We start from the raw sequence: 16,137 nt of genomic DNA on the forward strand, positions 1-16,137 counted from the left end.
CCGGTGAACGACTTCGTGCCCGTCCAGCCGTCCGATGCCGCCGCGTGGGTCACCGCGCCGACGGGGGAGTCCACCAAGTACCGCCGCGGGGTCCTCGGCGTCGCGACTGGGTCCGACCAGTACCCCGGTGCAGCCGTCATGGGCGTCGACGCCGCCGTGCACACCGGCGTCGGCATGGTCCGCTACGTCGGGCCGCCGCGGGCGACCGACCACGTGCTCACCCGTCGCCCCGAGGTGGTCTCCGGCGTCGGTCGCGTGCAGGCCTGGTTGGTCGGCTCCGGCATCTCGGCATCGACGCTCGGTGACCTGGACGAGACGACGGCGTCGGGGTTCACCCACGCGTCGGACGACGGTGTGCCGGTGGTCGTCGACGCGGGCGCGATCCCGCTCGTCGACCTCGGACCGCTCGCCGTCCTGACCCCGCACGCCGGGGAGCTCGCGTCGGTGCTCGGGGTCTCGCGCGATTCGATCGAGCAGGACCCGGCCGCCGCCGCCCTCCGAGCCGCCGAGCAGACCGGCAGCGTCGTGCTGCTCAAGGGCGAGCGCACGCACGTGGTCACGCCGGACGGGTCGGTGCGGCTCGTCGCGTCGTCGGCGACGCCGTGGCTCGCGGCCGCCGGTGCCGGGGACGTGCTCGGCGGGGTGCTCGGGGCGCTCGTCGCCGCGCGACAGGGTGCCGCCGAGGCCGCTGGGTCGTCGTTGACGCCGTCGGACCTGGCACACCTGGCCGCGTCGGCTGCCGTGGTGCACGGGATCGCGGCGCGACGAGCGTCCGGCGGCGGGCCGTTCCCGATGGCCCGGCTGATCGCCGAGCTGCCGGGGGTGGTGCGGGACCTCGTCGTCGACGGCGACGCGCGGGGGTAGCGGTCGGTGCGCGTGCACCTTCCGACGATCCACGAGGTGATCGACGCGTGTTCTGTCGGAGGATGCGCACGCAATGGGTACGTGCGCATCCTTCGACGGAACACCACGGGTTCGACAGGTGGAAGGTCGCAACATGCGCACGCATGCGTGGGCGGGCACGGCCGGTGACGTGAGCGGGGGACGGCCGGGAGGCGCGGTGCCAGCTGGCACCGCGCCTCCCGGCCGTCTGCGGTCACGTCACGGACGCGACGCGCGTCGCGGACGTCAGCTCGCGGGGGTCGCGTGCACGAGGAACTCGACCGCGCCGGAGTCGTCGACCTTCACGAAGCCGAGGCTCGGCGCCTGCACGTCGTAGTCCGAGAACGTGACCGGGATCGAGCCGGAGATGTCGACGCCGTCACCGTTCAGGCCGACCTGCAGGTCGGCGGTGACGTCCTTCGTCACGCCGTGCAGCGTGAGCTTGCCCGTCGCCTCGACCTTCGTGGTGTCCGAGCCGCTCGGGACCGCATCGGCGATCGGCTCGGTGAGCTCGAAGGTCGCGGTCGGGAACGCGGACGTGTCCATCGCGGAGTCGCGGAAGTACGAGTCGCGCTGGTCGGAGTCGGTGGCGATGTCGGCGACCTCCACCGTGATGGTGGCGGCGGAGATGCTCGTGCCGTCGACGGTGGCACTGCCCGTGACGCTGTCGGTGCGGCCGGTGACGGTGACGTCGGAGCCGTTGAGGACCTCGTGGACGCGGTACCCGGCCTCCGAGTCGCCGCCGACGGTCCAGTCGCCGGAGAGGTCCGAGTCGTCGAGGGTGGAGGCCTCGCGGCTCGCCGCCACTGACGGCGCCGCCGAGGCCTTCGCGTTCTCGTTGCTCGTGTAGACGTTCGTGAAGACGACCGCCCCGACGACGCCGAGCACGACGACGGCGGCGATGACGGAGATCCAGATGACGGCCTTGCGGCGCTTGCGCGGGGTTTCGGAGGTCACGAGCAGAACGGTGACACGTCATGGTTGGGGAAGCCTGGGATTCTCGCCGCTACGCTCGTCCGGTGCTGAAGACCTCGAACCGGTGGATCGAACTCGCCGGATTCGTCCTGGCCTTCCTCGTCGTGCACGCGCTGCTCTGGTGGCTGACCGCGATCTCGGCGAACCTGCCGCTCGGCGACGTGACGATCACCTACAGCCGGTGGATCGAGACCGGGCACACCGCGGACTTCTGGGTCGGGATCGACGGCCCGTGGGTCTACCCCATCCTGGCGATCGTGCCGATGGCCGCCGCGGCGCTCGGGGGCGTGACCTCGATCGGGACCGGGTGGCTGGTGCTGATGGTGCTGCTCGACGCCGTGGCCTGCGCGTTCCTGTGGCGGTTCCGGGTGCGGGGCGTCCTCGGCGCGCCGGTGGCCGGCGGTCGTGGCATCCGCGTCGTCTGGTGGTGGCTCGCGTTCCTGCTCGCGCTCGGGCCCATCGCGCTCGGGCGCATCGACACCGTCGCGACCGTGTTCGCCCTGGTCGGTGTGGCGTTCGTGGCCACGCGGCCCGCAGTCGCATCGGCGCTGTTCACCGCTGGTGCGTGGACGAAGGTGTGGCCCGCCGCGCTCGTCGGGGTGCTGCTGCTCCTGCGGAAGGGACACCGTCGCGGGGTGCTGGCGGGGGCACTCGTGCTGAGCGCCCTCATCGTGCTCGTCGACGTGCTCTGGGGCGGAGCGCCGTACCTGCTGTCGTTCGTCGGTGAGCAGACCGGCCGAGGGTTGCAGATCGAGTCGCCGCTCGCGACCCCGTTCATGTGGGCAGCGGCGTTCGGCGCTCCGGGTGCCGCGGTGTTCTACGACCAGGTGATCCTGACGTTCGAGGTGTCCGGCGCCGGCACGCACGCCGCCGCGGTCCTCTCGACGCCGCTGATGGCCGTCGTGGTCGTCGCCGGGGTGGTCCTCGCGCTCTGGGCCGCACACCGCGGAGCCCGACGCGCCGAACTCGCGCCCGTCCTCGCGCTCCTGCTCGTCGCCGCGCTCATCGCCACGAACAAGGTCGGGTCGCCGCAGTACATCGGGTGGTTCGCCGTGCCGATCGTGTGGGGGCTCGTCGCGGGGACGCCGAGTGCCCGGCGGTTCCTGCCGATCGCCGTGGCCGCGCTGCCCACCGCCGTCCTCACGCAGCTGATCTACCCGGCGTACTACGACCAGGTGCTCACGCTGCAGCCGTGGATGCTCGTGGTCCTGACGCTCCGGAACGTCCTCGAGGTCGCGATCCTGGCGTGGACGGTCGTCACGCTGGTGCGGATGGGACGCCACGCGGGCAGGATGGACGCATGATCGTCGCCTTCTCCGTCGCTCCGTCCGGTGGTTCCGCTGCAACGTCGGACGGGTCCGTGCACGACGCCGTCGCGGCCGCCGTCCGGATCGTCCGTGAGAGCGGGCTGCCGAACCGGACCTCGTCGATGTTCACCGAGGTCGAGGGGGAGTGGGACGAGGTCATGGACGTCGTCAAGCGCGCCACCGAAGCCGTCGGCGCGTACGGCACGCGTGTCTCGCTCGTGCTCAAGGCCGACATCCGCCCCGGACACACCGGCGAGATCGACGGCAAGCTCGAGCGGCTCGAGGCTGCGCTCGACGAGTAGGCCTCAGCGGCGCCGAGTAGGCCTCAGCGGCGTCGACGGGGGCGTCTGCGACGGCGCGGATCGGTGCCGAGCACGGCGAACACCGTCAGCAGCACGATGCCGGCGACCACGAACACCACCACCGTGACCATCGCGAGCGGATCGGTGACGTCCTCGCAGTTCGCGGGTGCCCCGGCGGCGCAGGAGGCCAGGACGGTCGTGACGGTGGGCACGTCGTCATCCTGCATCAGCGGCGCGGACGACACGCCGGAGCGCTCCCGCGGATGTCGGTGGTCGGGTGTCTCATGGTCCACATCGAGCCACACCCGGTGGGTCCGAGACGACGAGGAGCGCGTGATGATGCACGACGGCTGGTGCCCTGACTGCGACCTGCGAACGGTCGTCATCGACACGGACGAACAGGGCGACCACGCCTGGGCCACGTGCTCGGAGTGCGGGACCGGATGGGTCCACCGCGACGAGCTGCCCGAGCCCGCCGTCGCCACCGCACGTCCGGCCCACGTGGAGCGTCAGGCCGCCTGACGCGGAGCGCCGGCGGGCGGGCTGTCGGTCGTGCTCGCGGCCGGGGCTTGCCGCTCGGTCTGACGGCTGGGTCCGACCGCTGGGTCTGCCCGCTCGGTCTGACCTGATTCGCGCGCTGACGGACACTTCACGGGCCGCAGACCGCGTGAACTGTCCGTCTGGCCGAAACTCGGCGCCGACGCCACGCGGACGCGTCGCCCCGCTGGCATGCCGACCGCGCGGACCGCGGCGACCGGCACCGTGCTGTCCGGCTTCCGTTGAGGCTTTGGAGCGGTCTACACTGCGAGGACCGGGTGGTCGACACCACCCGGCCAGTCCCGTTCGCCGCTGAACCCGGACCGGCACTCCCCGCCGTGACCGCGCTGCCCGAACGGCAGTCCCGCTGTGACGGCCGCCCAGACCCTCCCGTCCCGAGAACAGGCCCCATGTCACAGCTCACGCCGGCGCGTCGCACCCTCGCGCTCATCTCGCTCGCCCTCGGTGGCTTCGCCATCGGTTCGACCGAGTTCGTCGCGATGGGGCTCCTGCCGAACATCGCCGAGGCACTGCTGCCGCAGCAGTACGGCATCGACCCGGACGCCGGCATCGCCCACGCGGGCTGGCTCGTCAGCGCGTACGCCCTCGGTGTCGTCGTCGGCGCCCCGACCATCGCGGCGATGTCGGCCCGGTTCCCGCGCAAGGGCCTGATCCTGGTGCTGCTCGTCGGCTTCGTCCTCGCCACGGTCGCCAGTGCGCTCCTGCCCTCGTTCGGGCTCGTGCTCGTCGCCCGGTTCGTCGCCGGCCTGCCGCACGGTGCCTACTTCGGCATCGCGTCGATCGTCGCCGGCGACATGATGGGCCCGGGCAAGCGCGGCAAGGGCATCGCGATGGTCCTGCTCGGCCTGTCCGTCGCGAACGTCGTCGGTGTCCCGGCCATCACCTGGGTGGGGCAGCTCGCCGGCTGGCGGGTGGCGTACGCCGTCGTCGCAGCGCTCTTCGCCCTGACGTTCCTGGCCGTGGCGGCCTTCGTGCCGAAGAGCGCCCGTGACGAGCACGCGACGATCGGCCGCGAGCTCCGCGCCTTCCGGGTCCCGCAGGTCTGGATCGTGATGGGCCTCGGCGCCGTCGGGTTCGGCGGGTTCTTCGCCGTCTACTCGTACATCTCACCGCTCGTGCAGCACGTCACCGGGATGCCGGAGTCCTTCGTCCCGATCGTCCTGGTGGTCGTGGGCATCGGCATGGTCGTCGGTGGCGTCCTCGGCGGGCACCTGGCGGACCACAGCGTGAAGGGCACGATCTACGTCGGCATGTTCTCGCTGATCGGGGCGCTGCTGCTCACCGTCCTCACCGCGCAGTGGCTCTGGGGCATGCTGCTCGGAGCGTTCCTGCTCGGTGCGACCTCGTCGGCGATCCCGCCGGCGGTGCAGTCGCGGCTCATGGACGTCGCGGGCGATGCCCGCACGATCGCTGCGGCGCTCAACCACTCGGCGTTCAACATCGGCAACTCGATCGGTGCGGCCCTCGGCGGCGCCGTCATCGCCGCTGGTTTCGGCTTCGTCGCACCCGGCTGGCTCGGCATCGTGCTCGCACTGCTCGGCGTCCTCGTGACGATGGTCAGCTACTCGGTCGAGCGACGCAGCACCCGCCGCGAGAAGGCGCGCTCGAAGTCCCCGACGACCGGCCCGATCACCGCGCCGATCCCAATCGCCTGACCGCGCGCGGTGGGCGCGCCCACCCACCGGACGGGAGGCCCGTGGCGACGCCGCCACGGGCCTCCCGTCCGATGTGGGGCGCGGCAGACCGCCCATGGTGAGCAGAAATGGTCGGGTCCCGTGATTGGACCCGACCATTTGTGCTCACGAAGCGTATAAACGCGCACGTGCGCACGCGCGCTCCGCGCTACAGCCCCAGGGGGCTGCCGTCCTGCACGATGATGCCGTCGGTGATCGCACGCTTCCGGAGCGCCACCTTCGTGCCCACGTCGAAGCCCGCGACGCGGTACTTCTCGCGGATGCGCTTGAGGTAGCTCTTCGCGGTCTCCTCGGAGATGCCGAGCTGGTACGCCACGCTCTTCACCGGCTCACCGCCGCCGTACAGGGCCATCACGCGACGCTCCTGGGCGCTGAGCTTCGGGACGCCACCGACGTCGCCGCTGTTGATCGCCAGGTCGAGCTCGGCGGACACGTACTGCTCGCCGCGCTGCGCGGAACGGATAGCCTCGACGATCATGTCCGCGTCCTCGCTCTTGACGAGGTAGCCGAGGGCGCCGGCGCCGAGGGCCTCACGGACGACGTTCGGCTCCGAGTACGTGCTCATCACGACGGTCTTCACGCCGGCGGTCTTCAGCGTCGAGATCTTCAACGACACCGGGATGGAGTCCTTGAGGTCCAGGTCGAGCAGCACGACGTCGACCGGGAACGCCGGGCTCGTCAGGAGCTCGGGCCAGGTCGTCACGGCGGCCACCAGGGTGATGTCGTCGGCGGCGTTCCGGATCCACTCCGTCAGCGCGCCGAGCAGCATCCTGTGGTCGTCGACGAGTGCGAGTCGGATCGGTTCCTCTGGAGTCGCCATGCTGGCGTCCTTTCTCGGGGGCGGTACGTGGCCGATCCTAGGGGGAGCGGGCAGGTGACACGGGCAGGTCGGTGCGGGTGTCCGGCGTTCGGGTCGACCGGGTCCGGGGGTGGCGCTACATGGAGGGATGTCGGTTCACGACGCAGTGGGCGACGATGTGGAGTGTGCCGTCCCGGACCGTCTCGGTGTACGGGCCGATGCGCTGCAGGGCACTCCACGCGGCCGGACCGAGGCGACGTCGCTGGACGCCACGAGACTCGATGACGACGGGGACGTCCATCATCTCGTCGGTCACGGGGTGACCGTCCGAGCCGACGGGGCCGAGCGTCACCGACACCACGGGCAGACCGGGCTGGGCGGTGCGGCCGTCGCCGACCATCTGCCACACGGCCTGCAGCAGGCCGTCGCGCTGCGCGGGGGACAGGTGTCCGGCGAGGGCGGCGGGATCGGCGACGCTCACCGAGCGGCCGAGGTGGTCGGACTCGGTGATCGCGTGGTACAGCCAGGTCTCACGGCGGCCCTCGATGAGGTGCAGCCGGAGTTCGGTCGCGAGCGAGGCGGCGACGGACGACGACGCGTCGGACAGCGGGAGCGGGTCGGTGCCGTTCGCCACGGCGTCGAGGAGCTTCTCGGCGGCCAGGTCGAGGCGGGCGAGCTCGTCGGACGCCAGCATGCCGACGGCGAACTGCGGCGCCTGGACGTTGCTCTGCACGAGCACCCGGTCGAGTTCGCGCTGGACGAGCTGGCGGAACCGCTGCACGACGTACAGGGCGATGGACGGCGGGACGACGACGAGCGAGACCATCGACACGATGCCGGGCAGGGTGTCGGTCGTGATCGGCGTCGACGCCACGGCCATCCCGACGAAGGCCAGGCCGAGGACCGCGATCGCCGCAGCGACCTCGCGAGCGGGCCGCAGGGTGGCGATCGGCAGGAGCGCGAACCCGGCGGCCACCGAGGCCGTCGCCGAGTGCGCGATGTCGTGCTCGGGCCAGATCCCGATGAAGTCGAGGGTCACGACGCACGCGAGCACGACGCAGATCAGGGCGAAGGCGAGTCCGGTGAGCCGCTCACCGTAGGTCAGGACGCTCAGGCCCACCCCGACGGCGGCGACGACGTACAGCGCCCACGCGGCAGCGGGGAGCCACGGGTCCGTGTACTCGGTCCAGCGCACGAGGAAGAACGCGATGCCCGCGACTGCCTCGATGGCGGTGAGGACGGCGGCGCCGAGCCCGAGGTAGCCGGCGCCGAGCGAGGCACCGGGCTTCGCGGCCTGGCGGAGCGATCGTGCACCGGTGGAGGTCGACGGCAGCCCGCGGGCCTGACGGCGTTCGCTGGTGCGGTACCGCTCACGGGCCTCACGGCGGGTGCGGGGCGGGGGCGCGGGGGACTCGCCGGGCAGGCCGCGGCCGATGGTGTCCTCGGTGACGCGGCTCATCGCGGGGCCTCCAGCACGACGGTGGTGCCGGAGCCCGGCGCGGAGAAGAGCTTGGCGTCGCCGCCGACCTCGCGCAGGCGGCTCACGACGCTCTCCTTGAAACCGAGGCGCTCGGCGCTCACCGTGCCGAGGTCGAACCCGACGCCGGAGTCGGTGACCATCGCGCGGACCATCTCGTTGTCGTGCACGATCGTCACGTGCGCCTCGCCGACGCCGGCGTGCCGACGGACGTTCTCCAGGCACTCACCGAGGGCCAGCAGGAACGCGTCGAGCACGTGCGACGGCAGCAGCACCTGTCCGGTGCCGTGCCAGCTGACCTCGAGGCCCATCCGACCGAAGCGCTGCTTGACGGACTCGAGGGTCTGGCCGAGGGGCGACTCCTCTTCGCGCGTCAGCGAGTAGTCGCCGGACTGCGACGGCTGCGGCGTTGCGCCGAGTCGCAGGTGCCGGAGGAGCCTGGCGTCTTCGGCGGCCTGCTCGCGCATGGCCTGCTCGGACACGCCGACACCGGAGTGGGCCAGGAGGGTGAGCGTGGCGAGCACGGTGTCGTGCAGGAGCCGGGCCCCCTGTCGCCGCTGTGCCTCGGTCTCGCTGGCCTGCCGTTCGGCGCGGTGGGCGGTGCCGATGCTGTAGATGCGGCGGGCGACGCGGGGGATGCTCCGGGAGATCCAGACGGCCACGACCGCGATGAGGACCCAGCCGAGGACGACGCCGTTCACCGAGCCGGACAGGACGCTGCCGCTGGCCCAGACGAGGGCGACGATGACGACCGCGCCGGCGCCGATGGTGAGTCCGAGGCCGAGCGGGTGGCCGCGCTGTGCCATCAGGGGGGAGGAGATCCCTCCTGCTGCGAGGGGCACGACGGCACTGGCGATGAGCGGGCGGACCGGCTCGTCGACGCCGAGGAACAGGATCGCGAGCGCACCGAGGCCGGTGGCGAGGACGGCGGCGGTCCACCACACCGCGCCGCTGCGGCCGAAGAAGAACAGCGAGGCGAGCATCGCGGCGATGCACACGAGGCCGCCGATGAGCGGCAGTGGCGGGACCGCGACGGCGCAGACGATCGCCACGACGCTGACGAGCGCGCACACGGTGCCCACGACACGGGTCGTCGACCGGAGCAAACGGTCACGTTCCTGTGCGATGAAGTCCATCGAAGTCCTGGTTGTCACGTACTGGTGGGACCCGCGGGGGCTGGGCGGGCGAAGGGAAACCGAGCGTCGTTCAGTGCCGACCTCCACGCCATCATTCCACGCGCGACACCCGTTGGGGGGTGTTCGGCGCGCCCGGTCGTGTCGGATGGGTCTGAGATTGTTATCGCAGACGCGATGTGAAAGCCGCAACGGGTTGACGCGCGGTCAGAACGACAGGTGTCGGTCAGTCCAACAGGCGCCGGAGATGTGCGCCCACCTGCTCGTGCTCGATCAGGAACCCGTCGTGCCCGAACTCACTGTCGATCACCGCGGCACCGTCTCCGTCCAGGGCGTCCGGCACGCCGGCGGCGATCCGGTGCTGGTCCTCGATCGGGAACAGCCGGTCGCTCGAGATCCCCACGACGAGGGTCCGCGCCGTCACCTGCGCCAGCGCGGCCGCGACCCCGCCACGGCCGGCACCGACGTCGTGCGAGTCCATCGCGTGCGTGAGGGTGATGTAGGTGGAGGCGTCGAACCGCCGGGTGAACTTGTTGCCGTGGAAGTCGAGGTAGCTCTCCACCGAGAACCGTCCGTCGTCGCCGAGCGGGGAGACGTCGCTCTGCCACGACCGGGCGAACCGGCCGTTGAGCTCGTCGGAGGCCCGGTAGGTCATCAACGCCATCCGCCGCGCGAGCGCCAGCCCCCGGTGCGGACCCTCGCCGGCGTCGGCCTCGTAGTAGTCGCCGCCCGCGAACGCCGGGTCCATCTGGATCGCCGAGCGCTGCAGCGAGTTCGCCGCGATCTGGTCGGCGGTGGTCTGCGCCGTCGAGGCGAGCACCGCCAGCCGCTCGACACGGTCGGGGTGCGAGACCGCGAACTCGAGCGCGTGCATGCCGCCCATCGACCCGCCGACGACGGCCGCGAACACGTCGATGCCGAGCCGGTCGGCGAGCTGCGCCTGCACGGCGACCTGGTCGCGGACGGTGACGAACGGGAACCGGGAGCCCCACTCGAGGCCGTCCGGGGACACCGACGAGGGCCCCGTCGTGCCCTGGCAGCCGCCGAGCATGTTCGGCGCGATGACGAACCAGCGGTCGGTGTCGATCGCCAGGCCCGGACCGACGACGTCGCCCCACCAGCCGGCCGTGCGGTGCCCGGGGCCCGGTGCGCCGGCGACGTGCGAGTCGCCGGTGAGGGCGTGGAAGAGCAGGACGGCGTTGTCCCGCCGTTCGTTGAGCGACCCCCACGACTCGTAGGCGACCCGGACCGCCGGCAGTCGGCCGCCGCGGACCCACTGTTCGCCGAGCGACTCGAAGTGTCGAGCGCCGGGGTGGTCGCCCGGGCGCCAGGCCCCGGTCACCGGAGGCTTGCCGAGGGTGCCGAGTTCGGTGCCGGGCACCAGGGTGGACGGCACGGAGTCCTCGGGGATCGTCTGCCAGTCCATGGTGCGTCCAGTCTGCCGGGAGGCGCGGGTCACCGCCGCCGTGTTACGTCACGCCGGGCGCGTGGCCGGGTGCTGGGGCCGTGCTCGGGTCGCGCTCGGGTCGTGCTCGGGCCGCGCTCGGGCCGCGCTCGGGCCGTGCTCGGGCCGTGCTCGGGTTTTGCGTGCGTGTGCATGTTCCGACATTGCGCGCGTTGTTCGACTCGTGGATCGTCGCACCATGCGCACGCACCGGATGCGTGCGCAACGAGCGACGTCCCACGAGTCGATCGACTCGTGGGACGTCGCAACATGCACGTGCATCCAATGCGCCGTGCCTCGGTGCCTCGGTGCCTGAGCGAACCCCTACGCCCGCTGGCCCTCCTGCGAGACCGCTCGAGCAGCGGCGAGCCCGGCCTCGAGGTCGGCCTTCAGGTCCTCGATGTTCTCGATGCCGACGGACAGGCGCACCAGGCCCGGCGTGACCCCGGTGGTGAGCTGCTGCTCGGGCGTGAGCTGCGAGTGCGTGGTCGACGCCGGGTGGATCACGAGCGAGCGCACGTCGCCGATGTTCGCCAGGTGCGAGAACAGCGTCAGGTTGTCCACGAACGCCTTGCCCGCGGGCACGCCGCCCTTGAGCTCGAACGACAGCACCGCTCCGACGCCCTTCGGCGCGTACCGGTTCGCCGCGGCGTACCAGGGCGACGTCGGCAGGCCGGCGTAGGCGACGGTCGCGACGTCCGGGTGGCGGTCGAGCCACTCGGCGATCTCCTGCGCGTTCGACACGTGCCGTTCGATGCGGAGCGACAGGGTCTCGATGCCCTGCAGCAGCGCGAACGCGGTGTCGGCCGAGTTCGACGCCCCGAGGTCGCGGAGCAGCTGCACGCGCGCCTTGACGATGTAGGCGAGCTCGTTGCCCACGGCCTCGGCGAAGACCGCGCCGTGGTACGACGGGTCGGGCGTGTTGAACTCCGGGAACTTGTCCGGGTGCTGCGACCAGGCGAACTTGCCACCGTCGACGATGATGCCGCCGATGACGGTGCCGTGGCCGCCGAGGAACTTCGTCGCCGAGTGCACGACGATGTCGGCGCCGTGCTCGAACGGACGGATGAGGTACGGCGTCGCGATCGTGTTGTCGACGATCAGCGGCACACCGGACTCGTGGGCGACGTCGCTGACGCCGGTGATATCGAGCACGTTGATCTTCGGGTTGCCGATGGTCTCAGCGAAGAAGAGCTTCGTGTTCGGGCGGACGGCGCGGCGCCACTCCTCGAGGTCGTCCTGGTCCTCGACGAACGTCGTCTCGATGCCGAGCTTCGCGAGCGTGTACTTGAACAGGTTGTACGTGCCGCCGTAGATCGACGACGACGAGACGATGTGGTCACCCGCACCCGCGATGTTGAGCACCGCGTACGTCTCGGCGGCCTGGCCGGAGGCGACGAGGAGGGCACCGCTGCCACCCTCGAGCGCGGCGATCCGCTGCTCCACGACGTCGTTCGTCGGGTTCATGATCCGGGAGTAGATGTTGCCCGGCTTGGCCAGGGCGAACAGGTCACGTGCCTCGTCCGAGTTCGCGAAGACGTACGAGGTCGTCTTGTAGATCGGCGTGGCGCGGGCACCCGTGGTCGGGTCCGGCTGCGCGCCGGCGTGGACCTGGGTGGTCTCGAACCGCCATGCGGCGGCGTCGTGCTCGGTCATCTTGGTGCTCCTGTCCGGTGCGGCTGGTCGTCGGGTCGCCCTGCACCCGGTCTGGAGGCACGGCGCGGCTTTGCGTCGACCGTCACGGTACGCAGGTGGCAGCGCCGGTACCAGCGCGCCCGCCTCGGGGCGTAACGCGCGTGCCGGGCGCACCACGCGCCTCCAGGCCGGAGCCGCAGGTCGCACCGTGCGAGGCGGCGCGGGGCAGGCGCGCCACGGTGCGAGGTTCCGATCACGGTGGGACGTTGCGCCCCTCGCACGGTGTGCGGAACCTCGCACGGTGGGGAAGCGGCGCTCGCACGGTGCGGGGTGCGGGCCCGGTGGGGCGCACGGTGCGAGGTCGCGGGACACGCGCGCCACGGTGCGAGGTTTCGACCACGGTGGGACGCCGCGCCCCTCGCACGATGCGCGGAACCTCGCACGGTGCGGAAGCGGCGCTCGCACGGTGCGAGGGGCGGGTCAGGCGGGATCGCGCCGGAACAGCCAGTCGACCTTCGGTTCGAGCAACCAGCGCATCCCGCGCCGGACGAACGGCTGCGCCAGGAACAAGCTCACCGCGCAGGCGATCGCAACCATCAGGAGCACGAACGGCCATGCGGAGTGCGGGCCGGCAAGGACGCCCGACTCCCGGATCGGGTAGAGCACGAACGTGTGCAGCAGGTACACGTACATCGTCGCCGCACCGAACTGCGTGAGCCAGATGTTCCGACGGGGGACCAGCACCAGGAACGAGGCGGTGAGGAGCGTCGCGAGCAACATGAGCGCGAAGCGGACCGCACCCGCCCACCAGGCGTCCTCGCCGAGACCGGAGTACGAGTCGTCGTAGAAGAACCAGTGGTGCAGGTCGAACTCCTTGAACTGGGGGATCCAGATCGCACAGGACACCGCCCACGCCACGAACACGATGCCGGCCGCGATCCGCACCCGCACGACGATCCGGCGCGGAGCCTCGTACCAGCGGTCGAACACGCCCCACTGCTTCACCTGCCAGCCGAGCAAGAAGAACGGCAGCAGGCTGATCGCCCGCGAGAGCGACAACGTGGAGTCGACGTTGTCGAAGTACCCGACGCCGATGCTGAACACCACGGCCCAGAACAGCGGCCACCGCAGCTGTGCCAGGTACGGCAGGATCAGCTTGAAGATCCCGAGGGCCAGCAGGAACCACAGGGTCCACGTCGGCTGCGTCGGGTTGAAGTCCTTCCCGCCCTCGACGATGCCCTGCACCACGGTCCAGATCGTCTGCATGATGATGTACGGCACCACGATGTCGGTGATGGTGCGGCGCATCCGCTTCGCCGTCGGGGTGTCCGCCGACGAGAAGTACCCGCTGATCACACCGAACGCGGGCATGTGGAACGCGTAGATGAAGGTGTAGAGCGCCAGCGCGTGCTCGCTCGCCGTCGTCTGCCGCTGGATCGCGTGGCCGATCACGACCAGGGTCACGGCGAGGAACCGCGCGGTGTCCCACATCGGGATACGGCGCGGAGCACGGCCGGGCTCGAGCTGCGTCGCCGGGGCCGAGGGGGCGGGAGGGGCGGCATCCGTCGTCATCGCCCGTCACGTTACCGGATCGTGATCTGCGTGGCTCGGTACGGTGGACGTGACACCACGGCGGCGCGACATCACGGCGGCGCGACACCACGGCGGCGCGACACCACGGCGGCGCGATGCCGTCGGGGCACCCCATCGACCAGGAGGCAGATCACATGGCAGCACGGCGCGCAGTCGTCACCGGAGCGAGCTCGGGCATCGGGGCGGCCACCGTCCGGCTGTTCCGCTCGCGGGGATGGGACGTCCTCGCGGTCGCCCGCCGGGCCGAGAAGCTCGAAGCGCTCGCCTCGGAGACCGGCGCGGACGTCCTGACGGCAGACATCACCAGTGCCGACGACGTGCAGGCGCTCGCCGCCCGCGTCGCGGAGCTCGGCGGTGCGGACGTCCTCGTCAACAACGCGGGCGGCGCCTTCGGTTCGGCGAGCGTCGAGGAGTCGGACGTCGACGACTGGCGCGCCATGTTCGAGGTCAACGTGATCGGCACGAAGCGCGTCGTCGCCGCACTCCTGCCGCACCTCCGGGACCGCGCGCGGGAGACCGGCAGCGCGGACATCGTCACCGTGACGAGCACCGCCGGCTTCGTGGCGTACGAGAACGGCGGCGGGTACAACGCCGCGAAGTTCGCCGAGCACGCCCTCGTGGGTGCGCTCCGGCTCGAGCTGAACGGCGAACCGATCCGCGTGGTGGAGATCGCCCCGGGCCTGGTGAAGACCGACGAGTTCGCGCTGACCCGGTTCCGCGGTGACGAGCAGAAGGCCGCCGCGGTGTACGACGACGTGCCGGGACCCCTGGTGGCGGAGGACGTCGCCGAGGCGATCGTGCACGCGGTGGAGCTGCCGGCGCACGTGAACCTCGACCTCGTCACGATCCGGCCGGTCGCGCAGTCGGCGCAGCACAAGCTCGCACGCGGCACGCTGACGCCGAAGGCCTGAGCGCCGGCGCCGGCGCCCGCGAGCCGCCGCCCGCGCCGGCACGCGCCGCCGCCCGCGAGCCGCCGCCCGCGCCGGCACGCGCCGCCGCCCGCGCCGCCGCTCGCGTCCCCGCGCAGCGCCCGGGCAGCGACCACGGGTCGCGGGCGCGGGGTCCCTGCCGGTACCGTGGTCGGATGCCGATCAGCAGCGAACCCGAGCCCACGGCGCCGGCTCAGTCGACCGTGACCGTGACGAGCGGGCCCGAGGTGCTCGGATGGCTGGAGTTCGGCGACGCCGCACGCCTGCTCGCGAAGGACGTCCTGTCCTCCGGCTTCGAACCCGAGGTCGTCGTCGCCGTGGCCCGTGGCGGGCTGATCATCGCGGGTGCCGTGGCGTACGCGCTCGGCACCAAGGAATGCGGCTCGATCAACGTCGAGTTCTACACCGACATCGAACAGCGGCTGGAAGAGCCCGTCGTGCTCGCACCGGCGCTCGACGCCCCGAGCCTCGCCGGCAAGCGCGTCCTCGTCGTCGACGACGTGTCCGACTCCGGCCGCACCCTGCGCCTGGTGGTCGACATCATCGCGAACGCCGGCGCAGACGTCCGCAGCGCCTGCTTGTACTCGAAGCCCGGCACCGTCCTCGAGCCCGACCACGTCTGGCGTCGGGTCGACGGCTGGATCACGTTCCCCTGGAGCGCCCTCGCACCGGTGACGGCCGAGTCGTGAGCATCCACCTCGTCGGCGGCGGACCCTTCGCCGCCTCGGACGCCGCTGCCCCCTTCCTCGCCGAGGCCACCGCGCGCTCGGCAGCCGTCGGCCGCACGGTCCCGCGCATCGCGCTGCTGTCCGTGGCGGGCCCCGACGGCGGCAGCCCCTCGTCGACGGCCGACATCGCCGAGGTGCTCGGTGGCGCCCGCGCGGCCGAGGTCCTGGTGACCGAGATCGCGTCCGGCCAGGCGTTCGACACCACGGTGCTCAGCGACGTCGACGCCCTCGTCGTCGGTGGCGGCGTCACCCCCGACTACCTCGCCGCGATCGCGCCCCTGGTGGACCAGATCCGGCTGCTCGTGGCCGACGGCCTGCCGTACCTCGGCTACTCGGCCGGAGCGATGATCGCCGCCGACCGAGCACTCGTCGGCGGTTGGCGCATCGGCGGCGTCGAGATCTGCCCCGAAGAAGCGTCCGAGGGCCTCGACGAGGTCGAACTGCGTGAGGGCCTCGGGCTCGTCGACCTGACGATCGACGTGCACGCGGTGCAGGCCGGCACGCTGGCCCGGCTGATCGCGAGCGCCGAGGCCGAGTTCGTCACCGCTGGGCTCGCGATCGACGAGGACACCACCCTCGTCGTCGGTGAGGGCGCACTCGAGGTCCGTGGCACCGGGAGCGTCTGGCGGGTCGTGGCCGGCGAGGAGTCGGTGGCCGTCGCCACGATGGGCGCGTAGCCCT

General features: G+C 71.7%; 16 protein-coding genes. 8 read left to right on the plus strand and 8 right to left on the minus strand.

Annotation, left to right across the window (positions count from 1 at the left end):
- Positions 1-3 precede the first annotated feature (3 nt).
- Complete coding sequence (locus EDF19_RS17255; RefSeq protein WP_260217263.1) at positions 4-864, plus strand: ADP/ATP-dependent (S)-NAD(P)H-hydrate dehydratase; 861 nt, start codon at positions 4-6, stop codon at positions 862-864.
- 264 nt (positions 865-1,128) lie between these two features.
- Here EDF19_RS17255 and EDF19_RS17260 read toward each other — a convergent pair whose 3' ends face one another.
- Entirely contained in the window at positions 1,129-1,839 is a 711-nt protein-coding gene (locus EDF19_RS17260; RefSeq protein ID WP_123682090.1) for a YceI family protein, read from the minus strand.
- Between the two features lie 62 nt (positions 1,840-1,901).
- Here EDF19_RS17260 and EDF19_RS17265 point away from each other — a divergent pair, with 62 nt between their 5' ends.
- Together EDF19_RS17265 and EDF19_RS17270 are read left to right on the plus strand one after the other, a co-directional pair.
- Positions 1,902-3,161 carry a glycosyltransferase 87 family protein gene (locus EDF19_RS17265; protein ID WP_185022924.1) on the plus strand — a complete coding sequence of 420 codons (1,260 nt, stop codon included), beginning with the start codon at positions 1,902-1,904 and terminating at the stop codon, positions 3,159-3,161.
- Positions 3,158-3,466 carry a thiamine-binding protein gene (locus tag EDF19_RS17270; RefSeq protein ID WP_123682092.1) on the plus strand — a complete coding sequence of 103 codons (309 nt, stop codon included), beginning with the start codon at positions 3,158-3,160 and terminating at the stop codon, positions 3,464-3,466. The genes EDF19_RS17265 and EDF19_RS17270 overlap by 4 nt, the downstream gene beginning before the upstream one ends.
- A gap of 23 nt (positions 3,467-3,489) precedes the next feature.
- Here the strand turns inward: EDF19_RS17270 and EDF19_RS17275 are convergent, their stop codons facing one another.
- Complete coding sequence (locus tag EDF19_RS17275; protein WP_148071142.1) at positions 3,490-3,678, minus strand: hypothetical protein; 189 nt, start codon at positions 3,676-3,678, stop codon at positions 3,490-3,492.
- A gap of 124 nt (positions 3,679-3,802) precedes the next feature.
- Here EDF19_RS17275 and EDF19_RS17280 point away from each other — a divergent pair, with 124 nt between their 5' ends.
- A complete protein-coding gene (locus EDF19_RS17280) occupies positions 3,803-3,988 on the plus strand; it encodes a hypothetical protein (protein WP_123682094.1) in 186 nt (61 codons plus the stop codon).
- Between the two features lie 425 nt (positions 3,989-4,413).
- The gene (locus EDF19_RS17285) at positions 4,414-5,679 is read left to right on the plus strand and encodes an MFS transporter (RefSeq protein WP_123682095.1); all 1,266 of its coding nucleotides are present in this window, start codon (positions 4,414-4,416) and stop codon (positions 5,677-5,679) included.
- Between the two features lie 187 nt (positions 5,680-5,866).
- Here EDF19_RS17285 and EDF19_RS17290 read toward each other — a convergent pair whose 3' ends face one another.
- The 6 genes from EDF19_RS17290 to EDF19_RS17315 form a co-directional block, all read right to left on the minus strand.
- Positions 5,867-6,538 (minus strand): response regulator transcription factor, encoded by a 672-nt coding sequence (locus tag EDF19_RS17290; RefSeq protein WP_017888182.1) that lies wholly within the window; start codon positions 6,536-6,538, stop codon positions 5,867-5,869.
- 115 nt (positions 6,539-6,653) lie between these two features.
- The gene (locus tag EDF19_RS17295) at positions 6,654-7,976 is read right to left on the minus strand and encodes a hypothetical protein (RefSeq protein WP_123682096.1); all 1,323 of its coding nucleotides are present in this window, start codon (positions 7,974-7,976) and stop codon (positions 6,654-6,656) included.
- Complete coding sequence (locus EDF19_RS17300; RefSeq protein ID WP_123682097.1) at positions 7,973-9,130, minus strand: ATP-binding protein; 1,158 nt, start codon at positions 9,128-9,130, stop codon at positions 7,973-7,975. The genes EDF19_RS17295 and EDF19_RS17300 overlap by 4 nt, the downstream gene beginning before the upstream one ends.
- Before the next feature lie 223 nt (positions 9,131-9,353).
- The gene (locus EDF19_RS17305; RefSeq protein WP_123682098.1) at positions 9,354-10,553 is read right to left on the minus strand and encodes a homoserine O-acetyltransferase; all 1,200 of its coding nucleotides are present in this window, start codon (positions 10,551-10,553) and stop codon (positions 9,354-9,356) included.
- 342 nt (positions 10,554-10,895) lie between these two features.
- Entirely contained in the window at positions 10,896-12,227 is a 1,332-nt protein-coding gene (locus EDF19_RS17310) for a bifunctional o-acetylhomoserine/o-acetylserine sulfhydrylase (protein ID WP_123682099.1), read from the minus strand.
- A 459-nt stretch (positions 12,228-12,686) separates the two neighbouring features.
- Complete coding sequence (locus EDF19_RS17315; RefSeq protein WP_123682100.1) at positions 12,687-13,778, minus strand: acyltransferase family protein; 1,092 nt, start codon at positions 13,776-13,778, stop codon at positions 12,687-12,689.
- A gap of 155 nt (positions 13,779-13,933) precedes the next feature.
- Here EDF19_RS17315 and EDF19_RS17320 point away from each other — a divergent pair, with 155 nt between their 5' ends.
- The 3 genes from EDF19_RS17320 to EDF19_RS17330 all read left to right on the plus strand — a co-directional run bounded on the left by EDF19_RS17320 (position 13,934) and on the right by EDF19_RS17330 (position 16,133).
- Positions 13,934-14,710, plus strand: a complete 777-nt coding sequence (locus EDF19_RS17320; RefSeq protein ID WP_123682101.1) for an SDR family oxidoreductase — start codon at positions 13,934-13,936, stop codon at positions 14,708-14,710.
- 173 nt (positions 14,711-14,883) lie between these two features.
- The gene (locus EDF19_RS17325; RefSeq protein WP_185022925.1) at positions 14,884-15,417 is read left to right on the plus strand and encodes a phosphoribosyltransferase; all 534 of its coding nucleotides are present in this window, start codon (positions 14,884-14,886) and stop codon (positions 15,415-15,417) included.
- Positions 15,414-16,133: a Type 1 glutamine amidotransferase-like domain-containing protein gene (locus tag EDF19_RS17330; protein WP_123682102.1), complete on the plus strand. Its 720-nt coding sequence runs from the start codon at positions 15,414-15,416 to the stop codon at positions 16,131-16,133. Before EDF19_RS17325 ends, EDF19_RS17330 begins: the two co-directional genes overlap by 4 nt.
- Positions 16,134-16,137: the final 4 nt, after the last annotated feature.

This window comes from Curtobacterium sp. PhB115 (assembly GCF_003752025.1).
GTDB lineage: Bacteria > Actinomycetota > Actinomycetes > Actinomycetales > Microbacteriaceae > Curtobacterium.